At 68.6% G+C, this 26471-nt stretch carries 28 protein-coding genes and 1 tRNA gene; 19 read left to right on the forward strand and 10 right to left on the reverse strand.

Features of this window, described 5'->3' with window-relative positions:
• Nucleotides 1-4 precede the first annotated feature (4 nt).
• Nucleotides 5-1222: a polyhydroxyalkanoate depolymerase gene (locus GXW79_RS06680; protein WP_211873571.1), complete on the reverse strand. Its 1218-nt coding sequence runs from the start codon at nt 1220-1222 to the stop codon at nt 5-7.
• 92 nt (nt 1223-1314) lie between these two features.
• Between GXW79_RS06680 and GXW79_RS06685 the strand changes: the two genes are divergently transcribed.
• Nucleotides 1315-1971, forward strand: a complete 657-nt coding sequence (locus GXW79_RS06685) for a glutathione S-transferase (RefSeq protein ID WP_211873572.1) — start codon at nt 1315-1317, stop codon at nt 1969-1971.
• 15 nt (nt 1972-1986) lie between these two features.
• Here GXW79_RS06685 and GXW79_RS06690 read toward each other — a convergent pair whose 3' ends face one another.
• Both GXW79_RS06690 and GXW79_RS06695 read right to left on the reverse strand, forming a co-directional pair.
• Nucleotides 1987-2394 carry a globin family protein gene (locus GXW79_RS06690; protein ID WP_211873573.1) on the reverse strand — a complete coding sequence of 136 codons (408 nt, stop codon included), beginning with the start codon at nt 2392-2394 and terminating at the stop codon, nt 1987-1989.
• A complete protein-coding gene (locus tag GXW79_RS06695; protein WP_211873574.1) occupies nt 2391-2834 on the reverse strand; it encodes a cupin domain-containing protein in 444 nt (147 codons plus the stop codon). The genes GXW79_RS06690 and GXW79_RS06695 overlap by 4 nt, the downstream gene beginning before the upstream one ends.
• 256 nt (nt 2835-3090) lie before the next feature.
• Here GXW79_RS06695 and GXW79_RS06700 point away from each other — a divergent pair, with 256 nt between their 5' ends.
• Nucleotides 3091-5418 carry a transketolase gene (locus GXW79_RS06700; RefSeq protein ID WP_211873604.1) on the forward strand — a complete coding sequence of 776 codons (2328 nt, stop codon included), beginning with the start codon at nt 3091-3093 and terminating at the stop codon, nt 5416-5418.
• On the opposite strand, the gene GXW79_RS06705 is transcribed toward GXW79_RS06700, so the two are convergent.
• The 3 genes from GXW79_RS06705 to GXW79_RS06715 form a co-directional block, all read right to left on the reverse strand.
• Nucleotides 5415-5858: a hypothetical protein gene (locus tag GXW79_RS06705; RefSeq protein ID WP_211873575.1), complete on the reverse strand. Its 444-nt coding sequence runs from the start codon at nt 5856-5858 to the stop codon at nt 5415-5417. The two genes, GXW79_RS06700 and GXW79_RS06705, sit on opposite strands and share 4 nt — an antisense overlap.
• A gap of 152 nt (nt 5859-6010) precedes the next feature.
• Nucleotides 6011-6430, reverse strand: coding sequence for a type II toxin-antitoxin system VapC family toxin (locus GXW79_RS06710; protein WP_367614825.1), 420 nt, complete (start codon nt 6428-6430; stop codon nt 6011-6013).
• Complete coding sequence (locus GXW79_RS06715) at nt 6424-6684, reverse strand: type II toxin-antitoxin system Phd/YefM family antitoxin (protein ID WP_211873576.1); 261 nt, start codon at nt 6682-6684, stop codon at nt 6424-6426. Before GXW79_RS06715 ends, GXW79_RS06710 begins: the two co-directional genes overlap by 7 nt.
• A gap of 173 nt (nt 6685-6857) precedes the next feature.
• On the opposite strand from GXW79_RS06715, the gene GXW79_RS06720 reads away from it, so the two are divergent.
• The 8 genes from GXW79_RS06720 (at nt 6858) to GXW79_RS06760 (ending at nt 14933) form a co-directional block, all read left to right on the forward strand.
• Nucleotides 6858-6942 (forward strand) — tRNA-Leu (locus tag GXW79_RS06720).
• 49 nt (nt 6943-6991) lie between these two features.
• Nucleotides 6992-8752, forward strand: a complete 1761-nt coding sequence (gene tig, locus GXW79_RS21760; RefSeq protein ID WP_367614823.1) for a trigger factor — start codon at nt 6992-6994, stop codon at nt 8750-8752.
• Nucleotides 8753-8944: 192 nt separating this feature from the next.
• Nucleotides 8945-9721: an ABC transporter ATP-binding protein gene (locus GXW79_RS06735; protein ID WP_211873577.1), complete on the forward strand. Its 777-nt coding sequence runs from the start codon at nt 8945-8947 to the stop codon at nt 9719-9721.
• Complete coding sequence (locus GXW79_RS06740; protein ID WP_246503779.1) at nt 9714-10442, forward strand: ABC transporter ATP-binding protein; 729 nt, start codon at nt 9714-9716, stop codon at nt 10440-10442. Before GXW79_RS06735 ends, GXW79_RS06740 begins: the two co-directional genes overlap by 8 nt.
• A gap of 14 nt (nt 10443-10456) precedes the next feature.
• Nucleotides 10457-11677, forward strand: coding sequence for an ABC transporter substrate-binding protein (locus GXW79_RS06745; RefSeq protein ID WP_211873578.1), 1221 nt, complete (start codon nt 10457-10459; stop codon nt 11675-11677).
• A gap of 49 nt (nt 11678-11726) precedes the next feature.
• Nucleotides 11727-12959, forward strand: coding sequence for an ABC transporter substrate-binding protein (locus GXW79_RS06750; RefSeq protein WP_211873579.1), 1233 nt, complete (start codon nt 11727-11729; stop codon nt 12957-12959).
• An 87-nt stretch (nt 12960-13046) separates the two neighbouring features.
• Nucleotides 13047-13934 (forward strand): branched-chain amino acid ABC transporter permease, encoded by an 888-nt coding sequence (locus GXW79_RS06755; RefSeq protein WP_211873580.1) that lies wholly within the window; start codon nt 13047-13049, stop codon nt 13932-13934.
• Nucleotides 13935-14933, forward strand: a complete 999-nt coding sequence (locus tag GXW79_RS06760) for a branched-chain amino acid ABC transporter permease (RefSeq protein WP_211873581.1) — start codon at nt 13935-13937, stop codon at nt 14931-14933.
• Nucleotides 14934-14936: 3 nt separating this feature from the next.
• On the opposite strand, the gene GXW79_RS06765 is transcribed toward GXW79_RS06760, so the two are convergent.
• Complete coding sequence (locus tag GXW79_RS06765) at nt 14937-15398, reverse strand: GNAT family N-acetyltransferase (protein WP_211873582.1); 462 nt, start codon at nt 15396-15398, stop codon at nt 14937-14939.
• Nucleotides 15399-15498: 100 nt separating this feature from the next.
• Here GXW79_RS06765 and GXW79_RS06770 point away from each other — a divergent pair, with 100 nt between their 5' ends.
• The 9 genes from GXW79_RS06770 to GXW79_RS06810 all read left to right on the forward strand — a co-directional run bounded on the left by GXW79_RS06770 (nt 15499) and on the right by GXW79_RS06810 (nt 23710).
• Nucleotides 15499-16542: an ABC transporter ATP-binding protein gene (locus GXW79_RS06770; protein ID WP_211873583.1), complete on the forward strand. Its 1044-nt coding sequence runs from the start codon at nt 15499-15501 to the stop codon at nt 16540-16542.
• 106 nt (nt 16543-16648) lie between these two features.
• The gene (locus tag GXW79_RS06775; RefSeq protein ID WP_367614824.1) at nt 16649-17596 is read left to right on the forward strand and encodes an ABC transporter ATP-binding protein; all 948 of its coding nucleotides are present in this window, start codon (nt 16649-16651) and stop codon (nt 17594-17596) included.
• Entirely contained in the window at nt 17593-19092 is a 1500-nt protein-coding gene (locus tag GXW79_RS06780; RefSeq protein ID WP_211873585.1) for an ABC transporter substrate-binding protein, read from the forward strand. The genes GXW79_RS06775 and GXW79_RS06780 overlap by 4 nt, the downstream gene beginning before the upstream one ends.
• Nucleotides 19092-20039 carry an ABC transporter permease gene (locus GXW79_RS06785; protein WP_211873586.1) on the forward strand — a complete coding sequence of 316 codons (948 nt, stop codon included), beginning with the start codon at nt 19092-19094 and terminating at the stop codon, nt 20037-20039. Before GXW79_RS06780 ends, GXW79_RS06785 begins: the two co-directional genes overlap by 1 nt.
• Complete coding sequence (locus tag GXW79_RS06790; RefSeq protein ID WP_211873587.1) at nt 20036-20923, forward strand: ABC transporter permease; 888 nt, start codon at nt 20036-20038, stop codon at nt 20921-20923. Before GXW79_RS06785 ends, GXW79_RS06790 begins: the two co-directional genes overlap by 4 nt.
• Entirely contained in the window at nt 20920-21612 is a 693-nt protein-coding gene (locus GXW79_RS06795; protein WP_211873588.1) for a metallophosphoesterase, read from the forward strand. Before GXW79_RS06790 ends, GXW79_RS06795 begins: the two co-directional genes overlap by 4 nt.
• Nucleotides 21613-21660: 48 nt before the next feature.
• The gene (locus GXW79_RS06800; protein ID WP_211873589.1) at nt 21661-21840 is read left to right on the forward strand and encodes a hypothetical protein; all 180 of its coding nucleotides are present in this window, start codon (nt 21661-21663) and stop codon (nt 21838-21840) included.
• A complete protein-coding gene (locus tag GXW79_RS06805; RefSeq protein ID WP_211873590.1) occupies nt 21840-22625 on the forward strand; it encodes a hypothetical protein in 786 nt (261 codons plus the stop codon). The genes GXW79_RS06800 and GXW79_RS06805 overlap by 1 nt, the downstream gene beginning before the upstream one ends.
• Nucleotides 22622-23710 (forward strand): toxic anion resistance protein, encoded by a 1089-nt coding sequence (locus GXW79_RS06810; protein WP_211873591.1) that lies wholly within the window; start codon nt 22622-22624, stop codon nt 23708-23710. Before GXW79_RS06805 ends, GXW79_RS06810 begins: the two co-directional genes overlap by 4 nt.
• Nucleotides 23711-23746: 36 nt before the next feature.
• Here GXW79_RS06810 and panE read toward each other — a convergent pair whose 3' ends face one another.
• The 3 genes from panE to rsmD all read right to left on the reverse strand — a co-directional run bounded on the left by panE (nt 23747) and on the right by rsmD (nt 26392).
• Nucleotides 23747-24661: a 2-dehydropantoate 2-reductase gene (gene panE / locus GXW79_RS06815; RefSeq protein ID WP_211873592.1), complete on the reverse strand. Its 915-nt coding sequence runs from the start codon at nt 24659-24661 to the stop codon at nt 23747-23749.
• A gap of 115 nt (nt 24662-24776) precedes the next feature.
• The gene (locus tag GXW79_RS06820; protein ID WP_211873593.1) at nt 24777-25751 is read right to left on the reverse strand and encodes a Bug family tripartite tricarboxylate transporter substrate binding protein; all 975 of its coding nucleotides are present in this window, start codon (nt 25749-25751) and stop codon (nt 24777-24779) included.
• 38 nt (nt 25752-25789) lie between these two features.
• Nucleotides 25790-26392, reverse strand: a complete 603-nt coding sequence (rsmD, locus tag GXW79_RS06825; protein ID WP_408901543.1) for a 16S rRNA (guanine(966)-N(2))-methyltransferase RsmD — start codon at nt 26390-26392, stop codon at nt 25790-25792.
• Nucleotides 26393-26471: the final 79 nt, after the last annotated feature.

Genomic DNA, 26471 nt, shown 5'->3' on the forward strand with positions numbered 1-26471 from the left:
CTGATCAGCTCATGCTCTCGATCATCTCGCGCACCTTCGGGTAGATTTCCGTCTGCCAGCGTCGGCCGTTGAACACGCCATAATGCCCGACGCCGGTCTGCAGGTGGTAGTTGCGCATGTTGACCGGAATGCCCGAGCACAGATCCAGCGCCGCCATCGTCTGCCCGACCGAGCAGATGTCGTCGCGCTCGCCCTCGACCACCATCAGCGCGCAGCGGCGAATGAGCTCCGGCCGCACGCGGCGCCCGCGGTATTCCAGAAGCCCGGTCGCGAGCTCGTGGCGCTTGAAGATGCGGTCCACCGTCTCGAGGAAGAAATCCGCCGAGAGATCCATGACGGAGAAATACTCCTCATAGAAATGGCGGTGTGTTTCGGTGGCGGCGGCGTCGGCGGTCGCGACGTTCTTCACCTGGCCGACATGGCCGCTGATGTGGCGCCCGATATTCATCGCCATGAAGGCGGAAAGCTGGGTGGCACCGGGATAGACGCGGCGACCCGCACCGGCGAATTGCCACGGCACCTTCTGGATCAGGTTCTTCTCGAACCAGGCCATGTCCTTCTGCGCGGCGAATTCATTGACCTTGGTGGGCGCGATGCGCGTGTCGATGGGCCCCGCCATCAGCGTCATGGAACGCGGCTGCGCGCGGTCGCGGTCCTCGGCCATGATGGCGGCCGCGGCGAGCACGGGGACGGAGGGCTGGCAGACTGCCAGCACATGCGAACCCGGGCCCATGGCGCGCAGGAAATCGATGATGTGGGTGACGTAGTCGTCGAAGCCGAAGGCGCCCTCGGCGGCGGGCACGTCGCGCGGGTTGTGCCAGTCGGTGATGTGGATGTCGAAGTCGGGCAGCATCGTCTCGACCGTGCCGCGCAGCAGCGTCGCGAAATGGCCCGACATGGGCGCGGTGACGAGCACCTTGGGCTGCTCCTCCGCACCTTCCTTGACGAAGCGCAGCAGTGTGGCGAAGGGCGTCTTTGCCACCGCCTCCTCGCGCACGGCGACGTCGCGATTGCCCAGCCGCGCGGTGGTGAAGCCGAAGGCGGGGCGGTGATGCAGCACCGCGGCGCGCCCCGCGACGTCGAGCGCGCCGGCCAGGTATCGGGCGGGGAAATTCTGCGGCGCGTCGCCGGCGGCATCCAGCAGCATCCGCGCCGATAGCATCGCCATGCGCCGGAACGGTGCGGCGAGGTCCTCCTGCAGGGCGGTCAAGCTGTAGAGCATCGGCAAAGCTTCTCCGCGGGACAGTCGATGCAGCGTATCCCGCGTCGCGATCAATTGATATCCTCCTCCCTTCGCGGAAAAGGGCTGGGCTCATGGCGGAAGCTGTCTTGTTCATCACGAGCCGGAACTACTCCTCATGGTCACTGCGCGGCTGGCTGCTCTGCCGCATCGCCGGGCTGCCGTTCCACGCGGAATCGATCTCGCCGGACGACCCGCGCGTGAAGGAGGAGCTGCTGATGCGCGCCTCCTCCATCCGCTATCCCGCGCTCGTGCATGGCGACGTGAAGGTGTGGGACACGCTCGGCATGGCCGAGTACCTGAACGAGGCCTTCCCGGCCGCGCACATGCTGCCCGAGGAGCGCCAGGCGCGCGCGCTGTGTCGCTCGATCTCGGGCGAGATGCATTCGGGGTTTTCCGCGCTGCGCTCCTCGCTGCCGATGAACATCCGCGCGCGCCGGCCGGGCTTCCGCATCTGGACCGGACCGCGCGGCGACATCGCCGCGGTGAACGCGATCTGGGAGGATTGCATCGCGCGTTCGGGCGGGCCCTTCCTGTTCGGCGCGGCACCCTGCATCGCGGATGCCATGTTCGCGCCCGTGGTCAGCCGCTACGTCACCTATGACGTGGCGATGCAGGGCGCCTGCCGCACCTTCGCCGATGCGGTGCTGGGCTGGGACGCCATGCAGGACTGGATGCGCGACGCCGAGGCGGAGCCCGAGGAGATCGCGGAGCTCGACATCGAATTCTGAGCAAGGGCCGCGGCGTCAGTGCCGCGCGGCCTCCTGCATCACGCCCGACAGGAAGGTGTAGGCGGTGACCCAGGCGCCCTCGACCTCGGGCGTGAACTTGTCGCCCAGCCCCTGGCCGAGAGTCCAGATCAGCGCCGCGCCGACCGTTGCGTAGTGGCTGTCCTGCACGCCGTATCCCGCATGCCGCTTGCCGAGCGACTGCACGGCCGGGACCAGCACACCGGGATTGTCGAGGTTCTTCGTCACAGTGGCGATCATGGCCATGAGCTTCGCGGACTGCTCCGCCATGTCGCCGCGGAACAGCGGGCGCAGGCTCGGGTCGAGCTCGAACAGGCGGCCGTAGAACAACGCGCCCGCCTGCGCCGCGATCGGCTCCACCAGCGCGAATGACGCGCGGACGTGGTCCTTTTCGGCCGGCGTCATCGCGGCGGCGCGCTGGTCCAGGGCGTGGGCGCGGGGATCTCGGCGGCGGCGGGCTCGGCATCCTGGCTGCCGAAATCGGCGGGGCCCACGATCTCGAGGTATTCCATGTCGGGCGAGTAGTCGAACAGGTAGTGGACGATGCCCGGGCGCTGGTGGACGCAGTCGCCGGCCTCGACCAGCGTGACCTTGTCCTCGTACATGAACTTCGCCCAGCCCTTGGTCATCAGCACGATCTGGAATTCGCACTGGTGGGTGTGCCAGCCGGTGCCCTTTTCCGGCGCCTCGTTGGCGCGGACCAGGTGGGCGATCACGCGGCCGCCGGTCGCGGCCGCGATGCCGAGATCCTTGTATTCGAAGAAGCTGCGCAGCCCATCCTTGCGCCAGGGCGTATCGGCGGGCTTCACGTGCGAGAAAAGATTGACGATCGGTTGGTCGAGCATGTCTGCGCCTCCATGCGGCGGGCCAGAGCGCCCGCGCGCTGCTTCGGTTGCCGTTCTGACGCTCCTCGTCGGGGAACATCGTCGCGCCCGGCGGCATCGGATGCAAACGAAATCGTTGCAGTGCAGCATGCGGCGGCGGCCTTTCGGCCAGGGGCGGCGCGCCCTATTCTACGAGCAACAGACCCGGGTGAACCGAATGACCATGCAGGGCAAGCCAGCGCCGGCGGCGCCGATCGACGAGGCCGCGCGCATCCGCATGCTCAAGGCCGTCGAGAAGAAGCTGCTCTGGCTCTCGGCCTGGATGATCCATACGGCGAACCACGTCCGGCCCAACCGGGACGGGCTGAAGGTGGGCGGGCACCAGGCCTCCTGCGCCTCGATCATCTCGGTGATGACGGCGCTGTATTTCGACATGCTCAAGCCGTCCGACCGCGTCGCGGTGAAGCCGCATGCCGGGCCGGTATTCCACGCGATCAACTACCTGCTCGGGCGGCAGACGCTGGAGAAGATGTCCACGCTGCGGGAATTCGGCGGCATCCAGCCCTACCCATCGAGGGTGAAGGACGGGGTGGAGGTGGATTTCTCCACCGGCTCGGTGGGCCTCGGTGTCGCGCTGACCACCTTCGGGTCGCTGGTGCAGGACTACGTGCACCTGCATGGCCTCGCGCGCCCCGACGTGCCGCGCGGCCGGCACATCGCCTTGGTGGGCGATGCCGAGCTCGACGAGGGGAATATCTACGAGGCGCTGCTTGAGGGTTGGAAGCACGACGTCCGCGATGTCTGGTGGGTGATCGACTACAACCGCCAGAGCCTGGATTCCGTGGTGCCCGACCGGCTGTTCGGCCGCATCGAGGGCCTGTTCCGCGACATGGGCTGGAACGTCGTCACGCTCAAATACGGCAGAAAACTCCTCGCCGCCTTCGCCCGCGACGAGGGCGACACGCTGCGCCGCTGGATCGATGACTGCCCCAACAGCCTCTACGCCGCGCTGACCTTCCAGGGCGGGGCCGCCTGGCGCAACGCGCTGCTGAGCGACCTCGGGCGGGTGCCGGGCGTGCGCGCCATCATCGACCCGCTGTCGGATGACGAGCTGTCGGCGCTGATGACCAATCTGGGCGGCCACGACATCGAGACCATGAGCGAGGCCTTCCGCACCCAGGATGCCGAGGGCGACCAGCCCACCTGCTTCATCGCCTACACCATCAAGGGCATGGGGCTTCCGTTCGCTGGCCACAAGGACAACCACTCCGGCCTGATGACGCGCGAGCAGATGGACATCTTTCGCACCTCGATGAACATCCGCCCCGGCCATGAGTGGGATTTCTTTGAGGGGCTCGACGTGCCCGAGGCGGAGCTGCGCGCCTTCATCGAGGCGGTGCCCTTCGCCACGCCGATTGCGCCCGAGGGCCGCGCGCTGGCCTCGCCGATGGTGCACGTGCCGGCGCTGCTGCCGACACCCGGCGCCGGGGCCGGGCGTGTCGTCTCCACCCAGGCGGCGTTCGGCGAGATGCTCGCCGAGATCGGCCGCGGCAATGGCGAATGCGCGGATCTTGCGGCGCGGATCGTCACGACGAGCCCGGATGTGACGGTCAGCACCAATCTCGGGCCGTGGGTGAACCGGCGCGGCATCTTCGACCGGCACAAGAAGAACGACGTGTTCCGCGACGCGAAGCTCGCCTCCGCCCAACGCTGGGGGATGTCGCCGGAGGGGCAGCATGTGGAGCTCGGCATCGCCGAGCAGAACCTGTTCCTGGTGCTCGGCGCGCTGGGCCTCTCGCACAGCCTCTATGGGGCGCGGCTGCTGCCGGTGGGGACGGTGTACGACCCCTTCGTGAACCGCGGCCTCGATGCGCTGATCTATGGCTGCTACCAGGATGCGCGCTTCATGCTGGTGAGCACGCCTTCGGGCATCACCCTCGCGCCCGAGGGCGGGCAGCACCAGTCGATCAACACGCCGCTTCTGGGGATGGCGCAGGATCGGCTCGCGGCCTTCGAGCCATCGCATGCGGATGAGCTCGCGGTGCTCCTGCGCCATGGGTTCGCGCACATGCAGGCGCCGCAGGGCAGTTCGGTGTGGCTGCGCCTGTCGACACGCGGCCTGACCCAGCCGGATCGGCGGATCGACCCGGCGGCGGTGATCGCGGGCGCACACTGGGTGGTGAAGCCGGCGGAGGGTGCGCGCATCGCCATCGCCTATCAGGGCCCGGTCGCACCCGAAGCCGAGGCCGCCTTCGCCGAGTTGCGCGCGGAGGAGCCGGGGGCAGGGCTTCTCGCGATCACCTCGCCCGACCGCCTGCACGCGGAGTGGCTGAAGGCGCGGCGTGCAGGGCGGGGGGGCACGCGGGTTGGCTCGCATATCGAGCAGCTGCTGGCGCCGATGGCGGCGGGGGCGGCACTGGTCACGATCCTCGATGGCCATCCCGCGGCGCATGCCTGGCTCGGTGCCGTGCGCGGGCAACGGGTGGTGCCGCTCGGCGTGGACCGGTTCGGGCAGGCGGGGGACATCCCGACGCTCTATGCCGAATACGGGCTGGATGAGAGCGCGATCCTGGATGCCTGCGCGGAGGCGCTGCTCGGCGTCTAGCCGCGACGTCGATGGCGAAGATGGAACAGGGCGGCGACGACAAGAAGCCCAGCACCGGTCCAGAGCAGGCCCTGGGTCGATCCAGACTCCGCGACGGAGACGGGCATGATGTGGAGGAAGGAATTGGCGGCGTAGCGGACCTCGACCCGATCGCCGATCGCGGGCCTCTCGTTGAAGGTCAGCGTGTCCGTCAGCCTTTCTCCGCCCGGTGGCGCGACGACGACGCGCGCCAGAAACACGTCTCCGCCTTTGCGGGATTGCCGCTCGACGGAGGCGATTTCCGCCACGCCGATCTCCGAGACGGCCATGAACCGCGCCATGATCGCCGCGTTGATGCCGGCGCCGACAAGACACAGAATTCCGATGATGGCGAAGATCCACACGCCGAAGAGGGTGAGGCCGCGGCGTGCGGATGCGGCGGCCACGGCATCATTGGTCATCACGGGGTGCCTTCGTGCAATGGCGTCAACCCGCGCGACGATGCGGGCCCCAAGAGCACATCAAGGATGACCAGGACGCAAGACCGATGTGCCCTCTGGCCCGCAGTGGATGAGCGCGTGGTCCTGGATGCTTCCGCGGAGGCGTTGCCGGGCTAGGGCAGGGGGGTGATCCCCTCGGCCGTGGCCGCTGCGCGCAGCGCTGCATCGAAGCTTGCCAGCGGCACGCCGAGGCGCATGGCGAGATCGAGGTAGGTCGCGTCGTAGAGCGTCAGCCGGTGGCGCAGGGCGAGGGTGATCGGGCCTTCCCAGAGGATTACGGGGTCGGCGGGCTCGATCCGCAGGTTGAGGGCCAGGAGGCGACGGAGCGCGTCGCGTAGTTGGTCATCCGAGATGCGACCCCTGCGGCTGGCGACGAGCAGGGCGTTGCCGAGTTCGGTCGGCCACAATGCGGGAACTGCGGCGCCGAGGCGTTCGGCCTCGCCCATCAGGTGCAGGGCGACGGCGAGATTGGTTTCGTCTTGCAGCGTGGCCGCGACAGCGATGGATGCATCGAGAACGAACGCGGTCAGTATTTCCGCCCGCTTTTGACAAGGTCCAGGATTTCCTCGGTCGTGAAGGGCTTCGCGCCGTCCGCGCGGAGTTGTTCGTGGAAGGCGCGGAGGCTTTCGACGATGGCGGTGCCGGATGCGACAGGTGGGTTCGCCGGCACCAGCTTGGCCACGGCTTTGCCATTGCGCGTGATGGTCAGGGTCTCCCCAGCCTCCACCCGATCCAACAGCTGCCCGAGATGCGTCTTGGCCGCGTAGGCCCCGATGTTGGTATCCATGCACCGAGACTAGTCGGCCGACCAGTCTGTTTCAAGCCTGTCGCTGGTACCCCGTCTCGCGGTTAGCAAAAAAAGAAAGAATGGGGGTCCGGGGGAAATTCTTTTCCCCCGCCTTGCTTTGCTATTCGCGCCAACCGCGCTACACGCCCCCTCTTCTCGGCCGCAGGCGCGTCGCGGGCGTGGTGGAATTGGCAGACACGCTGGATTTAGGTTCCAGTGGCGCAAGCCGTGGGGGTTCAAATCCCTCCGCCCGCACCAGCGCCTCCCTGTGGCCTTCCGGTATTTCAGCGAGCAGGTGTGACGTCCGATGCAGGTGACCGAAGTTGCGAATGAGGGCCTCAAGCGGGCTTTTTCCATCACCGTCTCGGCGACCTCCATCGCCGCGGATCGCGACAAGCGGCTCAGCGCGCTCGCCAAGGACATGAAGATCCCAGGCTTCCGGCCAGGCAAGGTGCCCGCGCATATCGTCAAGCAGCGCTATGGCCAGGCCGTGATGGGTGAGGTGCTGGAGCAGTCGGTCGAGGAGGCGTCGCGACAGGTCGTCACCGACCGCGGCTTGCGCCCGGCGCAGCAGCCCAAGATCGAGGTGGTGAACTTCGCCGATGGCGCAGACCTCGAGTTCCGCATGGATTTCGAGATCCTGCCCGAGATCCCGATGCCTGATTTCTCGTCCATCGCGATCGAGCGGCTGAAGGCGGAGCCCTCCGAGGAGGCGATTCACAAGGCGCTGGAGAACATCGCCAGCCGCAACCGCGGCTTCGAGGACATTGCCGAGGTTCGCCCTGCCGTGGTCGGTGACGTGGTCTCGGCCGATTTCGTGGGTCGCGTGGTGCCGAACCTGATCGCCAATCCCGGCGTCGAGGGTGCGGCCGCGCCCGCGACCTTGCCGACCGGCTTCGAGGCGATCGACGGTGCGGCGATCACCGTGGTCGGCTCCGGCCGCGATGGCGGGTTCGCCTATGTGGACCTCAGCTTCGCCGATGGCGCCGTGGCGCTGAGCGGCGCGGTGCCGCTCACGGCCGGCGAGGCGGAGCTCTCGGCACGCCTGTCGGTGCAGGATGGCGGCGCGGCCGTGTCCTTCGGCGTGCAGGAGATCGGCGCCGATGGCATCCTGCGCACGCTTACCATTGCGCTCGCCCCGTTCGGCGCGGACCGTGCCGAGGCGCGCTTCACGCTGACCGGCGACGCCTCCGCGACGCGGCCCGTGCTGATCGTGGCCGGCGGCCCGGTCACGCTGCGCATCGCCCTGCCGCGCTACATGGCGGGCGACGCCGTGCCGGCCGAGCCCTTCCCCGGCGGGTCCGCCGAGGACGCGCCCATCGAGATCGGCGGCGGCAACTTCATCCCCGGCTTCGCCGAGCAGCTGGAGGGCATCAGCCCCGGCGAGGCGCGCGACATCCAGGTCGCCTTCCCCATGGCCTATGGCTCCAAGGACCTGGCCGGCAAGGAAGCGGTCTTCGCGATCACCGCGAAGGGCCTCAAGCGCACCATCGTCAAGCCGATCGACGACGAGCTCGCCAAGGGCATCGGCTTCGAGGGGCTGGAGCCGCTCAAGGCCGTCATCCGCGAGCAGATGCAGCGCGAATACGACCAGATGAGCCGGATGCGCGTGAAGCGCGTGCTGCTCGACAAGCTCGCCGAGCAGGCGAGCTTCGAGGTGCCCGAGGGCATGGTCGAGGCCGAGTTCAAGGCGATCTGGGACCGCATCGAGGAAGACCGCAAGGCGGGCAAGCCCGATGCCGAGGATGCCGGCAAGGATGACGACACGCTCAAGGCGGAATACCGCACGATCGCCGAGCGCCGCATCCGCCTGGGCCTGATGCTCTCCGAGATCGGGCGCACCAACAACGTCCAGGTCTCGGCCGAGGAGATGCAGCGGGCGATGCGCCAGGAAGCCGGCAAGTACCCCGGCCAGGAGCAGATGGTCATCGACTTCTTCCGCAAGAATCCGCAGGCGGCCGAAGGCCTCCGTGCGCCGATCTTCGAGGAGAAGGTGGTCGACTTCATGCTCGAACTCGCCCAGGTCACGGACCGGGTCGTCACGCCCGAGGAAATCGCGGCGGAATAGCCGCCGCCGGGGTGCGGGCGCCGCCTGCCGGGGCGCCCCACCGGGACCCGTGACCACAACGTCGCTTCGCCGTGCGAATTAATGCCGGCGTGGATGCATAGCCGCCTTGCGTCGCGCGCGCGGCACCGCCATAGAACACGACAACACACACAACCGGCGCAATGACGCCGGGACGTAAGGGAAGGAGGGCACGTGTCGGATATCATTCTCGAGACGGTGGGCCTGACGAAGGAATTCCGGGGCTTCGTTGCGGTCAGCGACGTGAGCCTGCGGGTCAAGCGCGGCACCATCCATGGGCTGATCGGGCCCAATGGCGCCGGCAAGACGACTTGCTTTAACCTGCTGACAAAATTCCTCCCGCCCACGCGCGGCACCATCACCTATGACGGACGCGACATTACCGCGATGAAGTCGGCCGATGTGGCGCGACTCGGCCTGGTGCGCAGCTTCCAGATCTCGGCGGTGTTCCCGCATCTGACGGTGCTGGAGAATGTGCGCGTTGCGCTGCAGCGTCAGCGCGGCGGCAGCTTCGATTTCTGGCGCGCCGACGGCTTGCTGCGCCGCTACGACGACCGCGCCCGCGAACTGCTCGAGGATGTGGGTCTCATCCCCTGGGCCACGATCACGGCGGGCGAACTGCCCTATGGCCGCAAGCGCGCGCTGGAGATCGCGACGACCCTCGCGCTCGACCCGGTGATGATGCTGCTCGACGAGCCGACGGCGGGCATGACGCATGAGGATGTGGACCGCATCGTCGCGCTGGTGAAGCGTGTCGCCAAGGGCCGCACCGTGCTGCTGGTCGAGCATAATCTGAAGGTGGTGGCCGGCCTGTGCGACCAGATCACCGTGCTCACGCGCGGGCGCATCCTGGCCGAGGGCGACTACGCCTCCGTCTCGCGCAATCCGGAAGTGATCGCGGCCTATCTCGGCACCGAGGTCGACAGCGTGGGAGTGCCGGCGCATGGCTGACGGCATGATCCGCGCGGAGACCGACGCGCTGCTCGCCGTGCGCGGGCTCGAGGCCTGGTACGGCGAGAGCCATGTGCTGCACGGCGTCGACATCGACATCAAGCCGGGCGAGGTCGTCACGCTGCTGGGCCGCAACGGCGCGGGCAAGACCACGACGCTGCGCGCGATTATGGGCCTGGTCGGCAAGCGCGCCGGGTCGATCCGCTACAATGGCGCGGAGCTGATTTCGGCGCGCTCGGACATCATCGCGCGCAAGGGCATCGGCTATTGCCCGGAGGAGCGCGGCATCTTCGCCTCGCTCGACGTGACCGAGAACCTGATGCTGCCCCCGGTGGTGATGCCGGGCGGGCTGAGCCTCGACGAGATCTACACGCTGTTCCCGAATTTGAAGGAGCGCGCGCGCAGCCAGGGCACCAAGCTCTCGGGCGGCGAGCAGCAGATGCTGGCCATCGCGCGAATCCTGCGCACCGGGGCCAAGCTGCTGCTGCTCGACGAGCCCTCCGAAGGTCTCGCCCCGGTCATCGTGCAGCAGATCGGCCGCATGATCCGCGAGATCAAGCAGCGTGGCTTCACCGTGCTGCTGGTCGAGCAGAATTTCCGCTTCGCGCAGACCGTCGCCGACCGCCACTACGTGATGGAGCACGGCCGCGTGGTGGACATGGTGAAGAACGAGGAATTGCTGACCTCGCTCGACCGCCTCCACGAATACCTCGGCGTCTGAGAAGGATCGCAGCCATGGACCGCAGGAGCCTCATCGCCGGTGCCGCCATCCTCGGCGCGGTGCCGCTTGTGCGTGCCCGCGCGCAGGCAGCGAACACCATCAAGATCGGCGTGCTGAACGACCAGTCCGGCACCTATCGCGACATCTCCGGCCCCAACGCGGTGGCCTGCGCCCGCCAGGCGGTGGCCGATTTCGGCCCGCGCGGCTTCAACGTCGAGATCCTGGTCGCGGACCACCAGAACCGGCCCGATGTGGGCGCGAACATCGCCCGCCAGTGGATCGACCGCGACGGCGTGGATATGCTGCTCGACGTGACCACCTCCTCGGTGGCACTCGCGGTGAACGACATCTGCCGCGAGAAGAACAAGGTCCACATCAACTCCACCGCCGCCACCTCGGACCTCACCGGCGCGCGCTGTGCGCCAACCACGGTGCACTGGACCTACGACACCTACATGCTGGCCAAGTCCACCGGCGGCGCGATGGTGCGCGCGGGCGGCGACAGCTGGTTCTTCATCACCGCCGACTACGCCTTCGGCCATGCGCTGGAACGCGACACCGGCAATTTCGTGCGCGAGGCCGGCGGCCGCGTGCTGAACGCTGTGCGCACGCCCTTCCCCGGCACGACCGATTTCTCCGCCTTCCTGGTCCAGGCCCAGGCCAGCCGCTGCAAGGTCATCGGCCTGGCCAATGCCGGCTCGGACACCACCAACTGCATCAAGCAGGCCGCCGAGTTCGGCATCACGCGCCGCGGCGTGAAGCTCGCCGCGTTGCTGATGCTGATCCCCGATGTCCACGCGCTGGGTCTTGCCACCGCGCAGGGGCTGGTCTGCTCGGAGACCTTCTATTGGGATCTGAACGACCGCACCCGCGCCTTCACCGCCCGCGTCGCGCCCCAGCTCGGCGGTGCGAAGCCGGCCTCGACCCAGGCGGGCTGCTATGCCGGCGTGCTGCACTACCTCAAGGCCGTGCAGGACATGGGCGTGGCGCAGGCCAAGGCGTCGGGCGTCGAGGCGGTGAACCGCATGAAGGCGATGCCGACCGAGGATGACTGCTTCGGCGCCGGGTCGATCCGCGCCGATGGCCGCAAGATCCACCCCGCCCACTTGTTCGAGGTGAAGACGCCGGCCGAAAGCCGCGCGCCCTGGGACTACTACAAGCTGCTGCAGACCACGCCGGCGGAGGAGGCGTTCCGCCCGCTCGCCGCCGGGGGCTGCCCGCTGATCCGCGCCTGACGCCCATGCCCGCCAAGGGCCCATGATTTTCGCAAGGGAGACAACAAGAATGACAACGACACGACGCACGATCCTGGCCGGCGCCGCCGGCACCGCAGCCTTGGGTGGGCTTCCGTTCCGCTCGGCCCGCGCGCAGGCGGCCAACACGATCAGGATCGGCGTGCTGAATGACCAGTCCGGCACGTATCGTGACATATCGGGCCCCTATGGCGTGGAATGCACCCGCCAGGCGGTGCAGGAATTCGGCAACCAGGGCTTCAACGTCGAAGTCATCGTCGCCGACCACCAGAACCGCCCCGATGTCGGCGTGAACATCGCGCGGCAATGGTACGACCAGGGTGTGGACCTGGTGCTCGACGTCCCGACCTCCTCGGTGGGCCTCGCGGTCAACACCGTCGCGCGGGAGAAGAACAAGGCCTACATCAACACAGGATCGGCGACGTCGGACCTCACCGGCACGGCTTGCTCGCCCAACACCATCCACTGGATGTACGACACCTACATGCTGGCGAAGTCCACCGGCGGGGCGATGGTGCGCGCAGGCGGCGACAGCTGGTTCTTCATCACCGCCGATTATGCCTTCGGCCATGCGCTGGAGCGCGACACCTCGACCTTCGTGCGCAATGCCGGCGGCCGCGTGCTCGGCAGCGTGAAGTATCCCTTCCCGGCGACGAGCGATTTTTCATCCTTCCTGGTGCAGGCGCAGGCGTCCCGCGCGAAGGTCATCGGCCTCGCCAACGCAGGCGCGGATACCATCAACTCCGTTAAGCAGGCGGCCGAGTTCGGCATCACGCGGCGTGGCGTGAAGCTCGCGGCGTTGCTGATGTTCCTGCCCGACGTGCACGCGCTGGGCCTGCAAACGGCGCAGGGCCTGATCCTGACGGAGAGCTTCTACTGGGACCTCAACGACCGCACGCGCGCCGTCACCACGCGCCTGCAGCCGCGGCTGCGCGACATCAAGCCGAACATGGCGTCCATCGCGAACTACTCCGCGGCGCTGCACTATCTCAAGGCCATCAAGGATATGGGGATCACGGCGTCGAAGCTCTCCGGCATCGAGGTCATCAACCGCATGAAGGCGATGCCCTGCGACGATGACGCGTTCGGCGCCGGCACCATCCGCCCCGATGGCCGCAAGCTCTGCCCGTCCTACCTGTTCGAGGTGAAGACGCCCGCCGAGAGCCGCGCGCCCTGGGATTACTACAAGCTGGTCCAGACTACCCCCGCCGAGGAGGCCTTCCGCCCCCTTGCCGAGGGCAACTGCCCGCTGGTCCGCAGCTGAGTCTGCGCCCGCTTCGTAAGAAAAAATAAAAGAATGGGGTCTGGGGAAATTCTTTTCCCCAGCCTTTCTTCCCTAAGGACGTTGCCCATGGACGAGCTCTTCGGCATCCCTCTCCCGCTTCTATTCGGCCAGCTCCTCCTGGGTCTGATCAACGGCGCCTTCTACGCCATGCTCTCCCTGGGTCTCGCGGTGATCTTCGGCCTGCTCAACGTCATCAACTTCACTCATGGCGCGCAGTTCATGATGGGCGCCTTCGCCGCATGGATGCTGCTCAACTGGTTCGGGGTGAACTACTGGTTCGCCTTGATCCTGGTGCCGATCATCATTGGTGCCACGGGCATCGTGCTGGAGAAGCTGATGATCTCTCGGCTCTACAAGCTCGACCACCTGTATGGCCTGCTGCTGACCTTCGGCATCGGCCTGGTGATCGAGGGCGTGTTCCGCAATGAGTTCGGCTCATCCGGCCTGCCCTACCGAATCCCGCCAGAGCTTTCGGGGGCCTGGGACCTGGGCTTCATGTTCATGCCGGTCTATCGCGGCTGGGTGGTGGTGTTCGCAGCCGCGGTGTGTCTCGCGACCTGGCTGGTGATCGAGAAGACGCGCCTTGGCGCCAACCTCCGCGCCGCCACGGAAAACCCGGCCCTGGTGCAGGCCTTCGGCATCAACGTGCCGCGGATGGTGACGCTGACCTATGGCGCGGGTGTGGCTCTCGCGGCGCTGGGTGGCGTGCTGGCGGCGCCCATCTATTCGGTCAATCCGCAGATGGGATCGAACCTCATCATCGTGGTCTTCGCGGTGGTGGTGATCGGCGGCATGGGGTCGATCCTGGGGTCGGTCATCACCGGCTTCGGCCTGGGCATCATCGAGGGCCTGACCAAGGTTTTCTACCCCGAGGCCTCGGCCACGGTCATCTTCGTCATCATGATCATCGTCCTGCTGGCGCGTCCCGCCGGCCTGTTCGGGAGGACCGCGTAGATGGCCTCGGAAACCACCGCGCCTGGCATTAGGGTGATCCCCGCACCGGTCAGTGACGGCAGCCTGTGGGGCTTCTCCCGCCCGCAGCGCGTGGCACTCATCGTGATGCTGGTGTTCCTGGGCGTCGCGCCCTTCGCCGGTCTCTACCCGGTCTTCCTGATGAAGCTGCTGTGCTTCGGCCTGTTCGCCTGCGCCTTCAACCTGCTGATCGGCTATGTCGGATTGCTGAGTTTTGGCCACGCGGCCTATTTCGGGATGGGCGGCTACATCGCCGGCCACGCCGCGAAGGTGATGGGCGTGCCGCCGGAGCTCGCCATCCTGCTGGGCGGCGCGGTGGGCGCGGCGCTGGGTGCGGTGTTCGGCTGGGTCGCCATCCGCCGGCAGGGCATCTACTTCGCGATGATCACGCTGGCGCTTTCGCAACTGGTCTATTTCGTCTGCGTCCAGGCACCCTTCACGGGTGGCGAGGACGGTATCCAGGCGATCCCGCGCGGCAAGCTGTTCGGCATGTTCGACCTGAGCGCCGACCTGTCGATGTACTGGGTGGTGGCGGCGGTCTTCGTCATCGGTTTCCTGCTGGTCCACCGCATCGTGCATTCGCCGTTCGGGATGGTGATGAAGGCGATCAAGGAGAATGAGCCACGCGCGACCTCGCTCGGCTACCGCACCGATGACTACAAGTTGCTGGCCTTCATCCTCTCGGCAGGCCTCGCCGGTGTGGCGGGTGCGACGAAGTCGCTCGTCTTCGGCATCGCCACGCTCACTGACGTGCATTGGTCCATGTCCGGCGAGGTCGTGCTGATGACGCTGGTCGGTGGCCTTGGCACCGTGTTCGGCCCGGTGATCGGCGCGGCCGTCATTGTGACGATGCAGAACTACCTGGCGGAATGGGGCGCCTGGGTCACGGTGATCCAGGGCGGCATCTTCGTGGCCTGCGTGCTCGCCTTCCGCCGCGGCATTGTGGGCGAGATCGGCGCGCTGCTGAAGGTCAAGCTGTAGCCTTCACAACGGGTGGCGGTAGACGAGGAACCCCGACTCCTCCGCCACCTTGTCGTACAGCACGCGCGCCGTCGCGTTGGTGTTGTGCGTCAGCCAGTAGACCCGCGCGGCGCGCGCCTCCCGCGCCTTTGCATAGACCGCCTCGATCAGCGCGCGGCCGACGCCCTTGCCGCGCGACGCCGGTGTCGTGAACAGGTCGTGCAGGTAGCAGTACGGCGCCAGCGCAAGCGTCGTGCGGTGATAGAGGTAGTGCACCAGGCCGAGCAGCACGCCGTCCTGTTCGGCCACCAGCGCGTGCATCGGCTCATACCCGTCGAAGAAGCGCGCCCAGGTCATCGCGGTGATCTCCGGCTTCAGCGCCGTGGCGCCCACGCGGCCGTAGAATTCATTGTAGCCATCCCACAGCGTCAGCCACTGCGCGTGGTCCTCCGACCGCACCGGACGGATGATGGGTGTCTCGCTCATCGGTGATCCTCCTTGAGCGGCCACCCTCCGACGGATTGCCGGGGGAAGGCCAGCCCCGGAATGCCCGCGCACCGGGCCGTGCCTGCCAACGCTTTGGGCGATGGCCGTACCGGCGGACGGGTTTTCGCCTGTGACGGCCCTTGCGGCGCGCGGGCATTGTTGGTCTCTGTGCGACATGGTGCTGGCCATCGATGACCTGACCGTGGAGTTCGCCACCGACCGCGGCACGCTGCGCGCCGTCGATGGCGTAAGCCTCGCCGTGGCCTCAGGCAAGACACTCGCGGTGGTGGGCGAAAGTGGCTCCGGCAAATCCGTCACCGCGCTCGCCACCATGGGGCTGCTGCCGGGTAGCGCCCGCATCGGCGGCCGCATCGTGCTCGACGGCGAACCCCTCACGCCCGAGCGCCAGCGCGCACTACGCGGTGGTGCGATGGCGATGATTTTCCAGGAGCCGATGACCAGCCTCAACCCCGCCTTCACCGCCGGCGAGCAGGTGGCCGAGGCGCTGCGCATCCACCGCAACCTCCCCCCGCGCGCCGCCTTCGACGCGGCCATCGCCATGCTGGAACGCGTACGCATCCCCGACGCCGCGCGCCGCGCCCGCCAATACCCGCACCAATTCTCCGGCGGCATGCGCCAACGCGTGATGATCGCCATCGCGCTGGCCTGCGCCCCCCGCCTGCTGCTGGCCGACGAACCCACCACCGCACTGGACGTCACCGTCCAGGCGCAAATCCTGGCCCTGCTCGACACGCTCAAGCGCGAAACCGGCACCGCCGTGGTGCTCATCACCCACGACCTCGGCGTCGTCGCCGACCACGCCGACGACGTCGCCGTGATGTACGCCGGCCGCGTGGTCGAACGCGCCCCCGCCGCGCGCCTCTTCGCCCAACCCGAACACCCCTACACCGTGGGACTTCTCGGCGCGGTTCCGAAACTCGCGGGCGGGGCAGGGCGCCTCGCCTCCATCGCCGGCACGGTGCCGGATATGCGCAACCCGCCCGCAGGGTGCCGCTTCGCGCCGCGCTGCCCCTTCGCCATCAGCCGCTGCATCGCCGAACAACCGCCACTCATCCCCATCACAGCAGACCACGCGACAGCCTGCTGGCGCGCGCCCCTCAGCCAAATTCTGGAGGCCGCGTGACAAGCATAGGGGGAAAGAATTCCCCCCAAACCCCCCATCTTTTATTTTTGGCTACGGGCACTCGGTGATGCTGGCAGTAACCGACATCGCAAAACGATTCGGGACAGTGCGCGCAGTCGACGGCGTCACACTCAACGTCGCCCAAGGCCAGGTCCTCGCCATCGTCGGCGAATCCGGCTGCGGCAAATCCACCCTCGGCCGCCTCGCGCTCCGCCTCATCGAACCCGACCGCGGCACCATTCATTTCCAGGGTGAGGACCTCGGCAAACTCTCCCCCCGCGCCCTCCGCGCAAGGCGGCGCGACATGCAGCTCATCTTCCAGGACCCCTTCGGCAGCCTCGACCCGCGCATGACGGTGGAGCAGGCCGTCGCCGAACCCCTCATCCTGCACAACATCGTCCCCCGCGCGCAGGTGCGTGACCGCGTCGCCGATATGCTCACCCGCGTCGGCCTCCGCCCCGAACTCGCCACCCGCTGGCCGCACGAATTCTCCGGCGGCCAGCGCCAGCGCATCGCGATAGCGCGCGCCCTCGCCTCCGGCCCGAAACTCGTCATCGGCGACGAACCGGTCAGCGCGCTCGACGTCTCCGTCCAGGCCCAGGTGGTGAACCTGCTCCAGGACCTCATCCGAGACCTCGGCCTTACTTTCATCCTCATCAGCCATGACCTCGGCGTGGTGCGCCACATCGCCGACCGCGTTGCGGTGATGTACCTCGGCCGCATCGTCGAGGAAGGCAGCACGGCGGCCATCTTCACCGCACCCCGCCACCCCTATACCCGCGCGCTGCTCGCCGCCGTCCCTGGTCAGGGCGGCGCTGCCGCACCCCTCGAAGGCGACGTCCCCAGCCCCTCCAACCCGCCGCCAGGCTGCCACTTCCACACTCGCTGCCGCTTCGCGCAGCTCCGCTGCCGCGTGGAAAGCCCCGCACTCGAGGCCGGCGTCGCCTGCCACTTCGCGGACAGCTTGCCCCCGCCCGCCGCGATGGCCGAAGCTGAACCCGGCGGCGCCCGCCTTGCGCAACTGCAATCTTTCTTCAAGGAAGCAAGACCATGATCCGCGCTTTCTGGCTCATCCTCGCCCTGCTCGCCGCCGGCTCCGCAAGCGCGCAAAACCTGCGCATCGGGCTGCGCGAGGACCCCGACATCCTCGACCCCACGCTGTCGCGCACCTATGTCGGCCGCATCGTCTACATGTCGCTCTGCGACAAGCTGTTCGACATCAACGAGCGCCTCGAAGTCGTCCCCCAGCTCGCCACCGGATTCACCTGGGAAGACCCGCGCACGCTGCGCATCGCCCTGCGCGAGGGCGTGACCTTCCACGACGGCGAGCGCATGGACGCCGCCGCCGTCGTCTATTCCCTCAACCGCCACATGACGATGCAGGGCAGCTTCCGCCGCAGCGAGATCAGCGAGATCGACGCGCTGGAAATCGTCGATCCACTGACCGTCCGCATCCGCCTGAAAAATCCCTCCGCCGCCTTCATGTCCCAGCTGACCGATCGCGCCGGGATGATTGTCTCCCCCCGCGCCGCCGAGGCACTCGGCCGCAACTTCGGCACCCGTCCCGTCTGCGCCGGCCCCTTCCGCTTCGTCGAGCGAGTCGCCCAGGAACGCATCGTCGTCGAGCGCTTCGAACAATACTGGGACCGCGCCAACATCCACTTCCAGCGCGTCACCTACCTGCCCATCCCGGACAACAATGTCCGCCTGGCGAACCTGCAATCCAACGCCATCGAATTCGGCGAGCGCATGGAACCCGACGACGTCCGCACCGCCCAGCGCAGCCGCAACCTGCGCGTCGTCCCGGTCGAGGAGATCGGCTACCAGGGCATCACCATCAATCTCGGCCGTGGGCCGGGGGGGAGCAACGGCCTGGCGCGTGACGCGCGCATCCGCCGCGCCTTCGAACTCAGCATCGACCGGACCGCCATCAACCAGGTGGTCTATGAGGGGATGTACACGCCGACGCGCCAGCCGCTGCCGCCCGCGAACCCCTTCCACGCCCGCGACTTCGCGCCCCCGGGGCGCGACATCGCCGCCGCCCGCGCCCTGCTGCGCGAGGCCGGCGTGACCGGCCCCCTCACCGTCGAGATGATCGTGCCGAACAACCCCGACCTGCGGCAGGTCGGCGAGGTGATCCAGGCGATGGTGCGCGAGGCGGGCTTCGAGCTGCGCCTGCGCGCGATGGAATACGCCTCAGCCCTGCAGGCGGCCTCGCGCGGCGAGTACGAGACCTTCCTCACCGGCTGGTCGGGCCGCACCGATCCGGACGGCAACATGTACACCTTCATGCGTACCGGCGGCGGCCAGAATGACGGCGACTATTCCAACCCCGCGGTGGACCGCCTGCTCGACGCCGCCCGCACCGAGATGGATGTGGAACGCCGCATCGCCCTCTACGCCGACATCATGCGCATCGCGGTCGCCGAGGATGCCAGCCGCGTCTACCTGTGGCACCGCAAGAACATCATGATCCACTCCACACGCCTGACGGGCTATTCCCCGGTGCCCGATGGCCTGGTGCGCCTGCAGGGGATGCGGCTGCGCTGATGCTCCGCTGGCTCGCCCGTCGCTTCGCGCAGATCATCCCGACGCTGATCGTGCTGTCGGTGCTGATCTTCGGGTTGCAGCAGCTCATGCCCGGCGACCCCGCGCTGATCCTCGCCGGCGAGGAGCGCGGTGACCCCATGGTCCTCGCCCAGATCCGCGCGGAGCTGCGTCTCGACCGCCCGCTGCCCGAGCAATACCTGAACTGGATCGGGAACGTGCTGGTCGGCGATTTCGGCTTCTCCTGGCGCATCCGCGAGCCGGTCGCGAAGCTCATCCTGCAAAAACTGCCGGTGACCTTCCAACTGGCTTCCATGGCCTTCATCATCGCGGTGCTGATCGGCGTGCCGGCTGGCATCCTTTCGGCCACGCGGCGCGACACGCCCACGGATTGGATCGCGAACGGCATCGCGCTGTTCGGCATATCGATGCCGAATTTCTGGCTCGGCATCATGATGATCCTGCTGTTCAGTGTGGAGCTCGGCTGGCTGCCCCCCTCGGGCTACGTCTCGCTGACCGAGGATTTTTGGGAGTCCATCGCCACCACCATCATGCCCGCCTTCGTGCTGGGCACCGGTGTCGCCGGCGTGCTGATGCGCCACACCCGCGCGGCGATGCTCGGCGCGCTGGCGCAGGATTACGTGCGCACCGCGCGCGCCAAGGGCGTTGCGGAGCGCGTGGTGGTGTGGAAGCACGCGCTGCGCAATGCGCTGATCCCCGTGGTCACGTTGGGCACCATCGAATTCGGCCGCCTGCTCGCGGGCGCGGTCCTAACCGAACAGATATTCACCATCCCCGGCTTCGGCAAGCTGATCGTGGACGCCGTGTTTAACCGCGACTACCCGGTGGTGCAGGGCGTGGTGCTGGCGACCGCGCTGATCTTCGTGGCCCTCAGCCTGGTGGCGGACCTGCTCTACATGGCGGTCAATCCGCGGATGCGGCAGGCATGAACGCGCTGCCCCCCGAACGCATCGCCGCCCCCGCCGCGCGGCAATCCCCCGCGCGCCTCGCGCTGCGCCGCTTCCTCCGCCATCGCCTCGCGGTCGCGGGGCTCATCGTCGTCGTGCTCTTCGTGCTCGGCGCCGCTCTCGCGCCGCTGATCGCGACAGCGGACCCCAACGCCACATCCTGGAGCGCGATCCGCCGCGCCCCCTCCGCCACCTATTTCTTCGGCACCGACGAGAATGGCCGTGACGTCTTCTCGCGCGTCATCTGGGGTGCCCGCGCCAGCCTCGCGGCCGGCTTCCTCTCAGTCGCCGTCGCGCTGTTCATCGGCGTTCCCATCGGCCTGCTCGCAGGCCTCGCCGGCGGCTGGGTGGATGCACTGATCTCCCGCATCGCCGACGCCATGCTCTCGGTGCCCTTCCTGATCCTCGCCATCGCCCTTGCCGCCTTCCTCGGCCCCGCGCTGGAGAATGCGATGATCGCCATCGCCATCTCCGCCTCCCCGGTCTTCGTGCGCCTGGCCCGCGGCATGGCGCTGGAGGCAAAGGCCACCGATTGGGTGGAGGCCGCCCGCGCGCTCGGCAATCCGCCCTGGCGGCTGGGCCTCGTGCATGTGCTCCCCAACATCATCCCGCCGCTGCTGGTCCAGGCCACGCTCTCCATCGCCGAGGCCATCATCGCCGAGGCCTCGCTCTCCTTCCTCGGCCTCGGGCAGCAGCCGCCGGCGCCGTCCTGGGGCTCCATGCTCAATTCGGCACAGCGCTTCCTCACCCAGGCGCCCTGGCTGGCCATCTTTCCGGGGCTCGCGATCTTCCTCGTCGTGCTCGCCTTCAACCTGGTGGGCGACGGTCTGCGCGACGCGCTCGACCCGCGCAGCGAGAAGCGATGATCGCTTGGCAGGACGCGCCGGCCAGCCTGCCGGAGGGCGAACGCATCTACGCCATCCCGGATATCCACGGCGCACTCGCAAAGCTGCGCGCGATGCACGCGATGATCGCGGCTGATCTCGAGGCGCGCCCGGTCGAGCGGCCGCTGCTCATCCACCTCGGCGACTACATCGACAAGGGGCCGGACAGCCGCGGTGTCGTGAACCACCTCATCGCCGGCTCGCCCTGCGCCGCCCTGCACCTGCGCGGCAACCATGAGGACATGATGCTCGCTTCCCTCGCCGGCGAGCCGGGTGCGGAGGCCGACTGGCTCTGGTGCGGCGGCCGCGCCACGCTGCTGAGCTGGGGCGGCACCGAGGACAGCTGGACGGGCTTGATCACCGAAAGGCAGCGCGATTTCCTCGACGCCACCACCTTCTGGCACCAGGCGGGCGGCTATTTCTTCACCCATGCCGGCATCCGCCCCGGCGTGCCGCTCGACGCGCAGGACCCCGACGACCTCATGCGCATCCGGGGCGAATTCCTCAACAGTGACCGCGATCACGGCGCCGTCATCGTCCACGGCCACACCGCCGGTTTTGATCCCGTGATCCGCCCCAACCGCATCTGCCTCGACACCGCGGCCTGGAGCGGCGGCTCGCTCACCTGCGGCGTGTTCGAGGCTGACCGGCTCGGCTTCCTCCGCGCATGAACCCGCGACGCAGCTTGTCACCGCCCCGCCCTTGATCGCAGGCGGTCGATGGCCGATCTACACCGCATCATGGGCAAACGCAGACGACGCGCCGATCGGCAAGGATTCCTCCAGGGCTATGACCGCAGCCTGCTCGCTGTGGTGCCGACACCATTGCGGCGCCTGGCCGGCGTGTGGCTGCTGGGTCTCTGCCTCGGGCTGCCAGCCCTCGTCGCGGTTTTCCGCTGATGCAGGAGCGCGCCGGCGCGCCCGGTTGGGGCGTCATGGTCCAGCGCGTGCGCGATGGCGTGCGCGGCCTTGGGCTGCCCTTCCTGGTCGCCCCCCTCTGGCTGGACCTCATCGTCGAGATGGTCCAGGGCCGGCCCAGCCGTATCGTGGGCGATGCGCTCGGCATCGGGCTGGTCTGGCTCGCGGTCGCCATGCTGCGCCGGGGCGGGGCGGGTGATACCCGCCGCGCGGCCGCGGTCGTGGGCGTGGCCGCGGGGCTGACCGCCGGCCTCGCCGCCAGTCTCGGCTGGTTGCCATCGGTGATGGCGGGCTTCGGCGCCTTCGTCGGCATGCGCCTGCTCTATGACGGCGCCTTCGTGGAGGCGCCGCCGCCGCCCGAGCCCGTCATCGCTCCCCCGCCGCCCGTGCCCACGCCCGAGAGCATCGTCATCGGCGAGGCCGAGGCGCGCCTTACCCGCCTGCGCGCCACCGCCACGCGCCTGGCCGAACCGCGCCTTGCGCGCGTGGCCGATGCGATGAGCGGCGTGCTCGATGATCTGCGCCTCCGTCCGGACCGGCTGCCGCTCGCGCGCCGCTTCCTCAACGTCCATCTCGACGGGGTGGACCGGATCGCGGATCGCATGGCCTCCGGCGCCGACGCGCCGCAGACGCTGGGGCCGCTGCTGGGCGAGCTCGAACGCACGGCGGGCGAGCTGCGCGCCCATCTGCGCGCCGAGGAGAACGCGGCGCTCGAAGTCCAGGTTAAGGTCCTGTCGGACCGCTTGCGCGAGGAAGGTTACCGATGAGCGAGATCAGGCCGACGAGCGAAACCATGGTCGCCGACCCGGCGGCGCGCGAGGCGGCGATCACCCGCCTTTCGGCCGCGCTGAAGATCGATGACCCGGGCTCGATCCTGCGCTTCGGGCAGGAGGCGCAGAATCGTGCGACCTCCGCCGCCGACGCCATGCTTGAGGGCGCGCGCAACCGCGAGGCCGGCGAGGCGGGGCAGACGCTGGCCTCGCTGCTCGCGACGCTGCGCGGCTTCGACATCTCCTCCTTCGGTGAAAAGCCGGGGCTGTTCGCGCGCATGTTCCGCAAGGCGGCCTCCGAGACCCATGCCGTCGTCAGCAAATACGAGGATATCCGCGGCCAGGTGGAGGCGGTCGGAGACCGGCTCGACACCCACCGCACCCGGCTGCTCGAGGATGTGGAGAAGCTGGAGCGCCTCTACGCCGCCACGCTCGACTGGTTCCACGCACTCGGCGACCATATCGCCGCCGGTGAGGTGGTGCTGACGCGCGTCGATACGAACGACCTGCCGGCGCTGACCACCGAGGTGCAGGGCGGTGATTCGGTCGCCGCCCAGCGGCTGCGCGACCTGCGCGCCGCGCGCGACGAGCTCGACCGCCGCATCCACGACCTGCGTCTGACACGCCAGGTCGCCATGCAGGCGCTGCCATCGATCCGCCTGATCCAGGAGAACGACAAGGCCCTCGCCGCGAAGATCCAGAGCGTGATCGCGAACACGGTCCCGCTGTGGCGCCAGCAGCTGGCCCAGGCACTCGCGATCGGGCGCATGCGCGAGGCCGGGCGTACGCTGAAGGAAGCCACCGACCTCACCAACCAGCTGCTGACCGCGAATGCGGAACGCCTGCGCCAGGGCAACGCCGAGGCCCGTGTGCAGCTCGAACGCGGTGTGTTCGACATCTCGGCCGTGAAGCAGGCCAACGCCGCGCTGGTGGCGACCATCGAGGACAGCCTGCGCATCGCCGAGGAAGCGCAAGTCGGACGCAAGGCTGCGGCGAAGGAGCTCGAAGCTGCGGAGGCGGAGATCAGGCGCGCGCTGACCAGGGCGCGGTCGACGCCGGCGCCGAACGCGCCGCCGATGTAGAAAGCTTGGGGGAAATTCTATTCCCCAAGCTTTTTTCTACCGCGCACGCTCCGCCGAATACGCCATGAGGTGCGTGAACACCGTGCGCAGCAGTGGCACCGGCCCTGGGGCGCGTGCGATCAGGTCGCCGATCACGTGTTCCGCCTCGACGGGTGCGCCGCGCAGGATGTCGCGGAACATGGACGCCGTGGCGCGCGAACCCTTGGCTTGCAGCATGCCGCGCAGGCGGCCCAGGTGGGCTTCGCTCGGCGGATGCCCGGCGGAGGCGGCAACGGATGCGCATTCCGCCATGATGCCTTCGAGGAATTCAGCACCACCCGGCGCAGCGTTGATGGCGCCGAGCGGGGCGCGCATCAGCGACGTGCTGCCCGCGATGGAGGCGAGCAGCACCCATTTCTCCCACATGTCCTGCATGATCCGCGGGCTCGGCGTGAAGTCGAAACCGCAGCCGGTGCAGTCGGCGGCGAAGGCCTCGATGCGCGGGGAGATACTACCGTCGCGCTCGCCGAACTTCATCTCGGCGAAGGGGGCGAGGTGGATGACCTCGCCGGCGTCGCCGAGGGTGGAGGCGATGCCGCACATGCCACCGATCACCGAGCCGGCGCCGAAGCGTTCCTCGAGCAGGGCAAGGTGCCGCATGCCGTTCAGCATCGGCAGGATGGCGGTGCCGGGCCCGACCGCGGGCGCGATGTCACCCATCGCGCTGTCGAGGTCATATGCCTTGCAGCTAAGCAGGATCAGGTCGTAGCCGCCGCCGAGCTTGTCCGCGGTGACGGTCGGCGGCGCGGGGATGGCGGCATCGCCGGCGGGGCTTTTCAGCACGAGGCCGCTGTCGGCGAGCATCGCCTGTCGCTTTGGGCGCACCAGGAAGGTCACGTCGCGCTTCTGCTGCAGCAGCCGCGCGCCGAAATAGCCGCCGATCGCGCCGGCGCCCACCACAAGGATCTTCATTGCTCTGCCTTCTCGTTCGCGCTCGTCATGTCGCGCCATTCACCCACGGCGTGCGGCGCCGGTCGAGGTGCTGAAACGCCGTACGGCGTTGCCTAGCCCCGCGTCCGGCGCATGCTCAGTTCACCACGATCTGCGCCGTGCGCACCACCTCCCGCCATTGCGCGAGGTCAGTGGCAATCAGCGCGGTCAGCGCCTCGGGCGTGCTGGCTTCGATCTGGAAGCCGGTGGCCGCCAGGCGCTGGCCTGTTTCGGGCGCACGCAGGGAAGTGGTGACGGCGGCATGGATGCGCGCGGCGAGTGCGGGGTCCATGCCGCGCGGCCCGACGATCGAATGCCAGGAGCCGGAGGTGAAGCCTGGCATGCCGGCCTCGGCGAAGGTCGGCACCTCCGGCAGCAGCGGGTGGCGTGCTTCGCCGCCGACCGCGATGGCGGCCAGGCGTCCGCCCTGCACATGCGGCGCGACAGTCGCGATGTTGAGCGAGGAAAATCCCAGCGTGCCGGAGACGAGGTCGGTCACCGCCGCGCCACCGCCGGGGTAGGGCACGTGCACCGCCTCCGCCTGCGCGCGGAGGAGGAACAGCACCGTGCCCAAATGCTCGGACGAGCCGACGCCGGAACTGCCATAGGCCGCGCCGCCGCGCTCCGCGCGCAGCCAGGCGATCACCTCGGGCAGGGTGCGCGCGGCGATGCGCGGGTTGACCACCATCAGGTTCGGCGCGCTGATCGCGATGGTGATGGGGGAGAAATCGCGCTCGGGGTCGTAGCCGATGCGCGGGTTCACCGCGGGCGTGACGGTCAGCAGCCCGCTGGCGGCGACGAACAGCACATGCCCATCGGCCGGCTGGCGCGCGACATATTGCGCGGCGATGGCGCCATTCGCGCCGGTGCGGTTTTCCACCACCACGGACTGCCCGATCGCGCTTTGCATCTGCGCGGCGAGCGCGCGCGCGAGGATGTCGGACGGCCCGCCCGGCACATAGGGCACGACGAGCGCGACGGTGCGCGTGGGCCAGGCCGGCTGCGCAAGGGCAGGGGCGGCGAGCATCATCAGGCACAGCATCAGGCGCAGCATGGCGATGGTTCCGGGCACATTGTGTCCCGAGGCTTGCAATGCGCGTGCCGCCGGGCTCAGGCGGCGCGCAGCACCGTGACGGCGCCGGCGCCATGGGCGCGCGTGGCGAGCAATGCCCAGCCATCCGGCGCGCCCGCCGCGGCCGATCCGATGGGCGGCGCATCGGCATGCGGCGCGGACCAGATATCCTGGTCGCGCGCGTGTTCGGCCACGACCACCGCATCGGGCGCGATCCAGCCGGCCGCGCCGAGTGCGGCCAGCGTGCGCGGGATCAGCCCTTCGCCATAGGGCGGGTCCAGGAAGACGAGGTCGCAGGGCGCCTTCGCACGCGGAGGCCGCGTTGCGTCGCAGGCCAGCACCGCCGCCTCCGCGCCGCACGCCGCGACGTTGGCGCGGAGCGCGTTGAGTGCGGCGCGATCCTGCTCCATGAACACCGCGCTCACCGCACCCCGCGACAGCGCCTCCAGCCCCATCGCGCCGGTGCCGGCGAAGGCATCGAGCACGCACGCGGCCCCGAGCCACTCCCGCCCGCCCCATTCGGCGTGCCACAGCATGTCGAACAGCGCCTGGCGCAGGCGTTCCGCAGTCGGCCGGGTGGCGCTGCCGGGTGGCGATGCCAGCACGCGCCCGCGCCATTGCCCCGCGATGATGCGCGGCACGCTACTCGCCCCGGCGGCGCCCGCGCGCGCCGGTTCCGGCATTCCGCGCGCGCGGGATCTTCCGCGGCGCGTCGGGGTC

It is taken from the genome of Plastoroseomonas arctica, assembly GCF_018128965.1.
Classification (GTDB): domain Bacteria; phylum Pseudomonadota; class Alphaproteobacteria; order Acetobacterales; family Acetobacteraceae; genus Plastoroseomonas; species Plastoroseomonas arctica.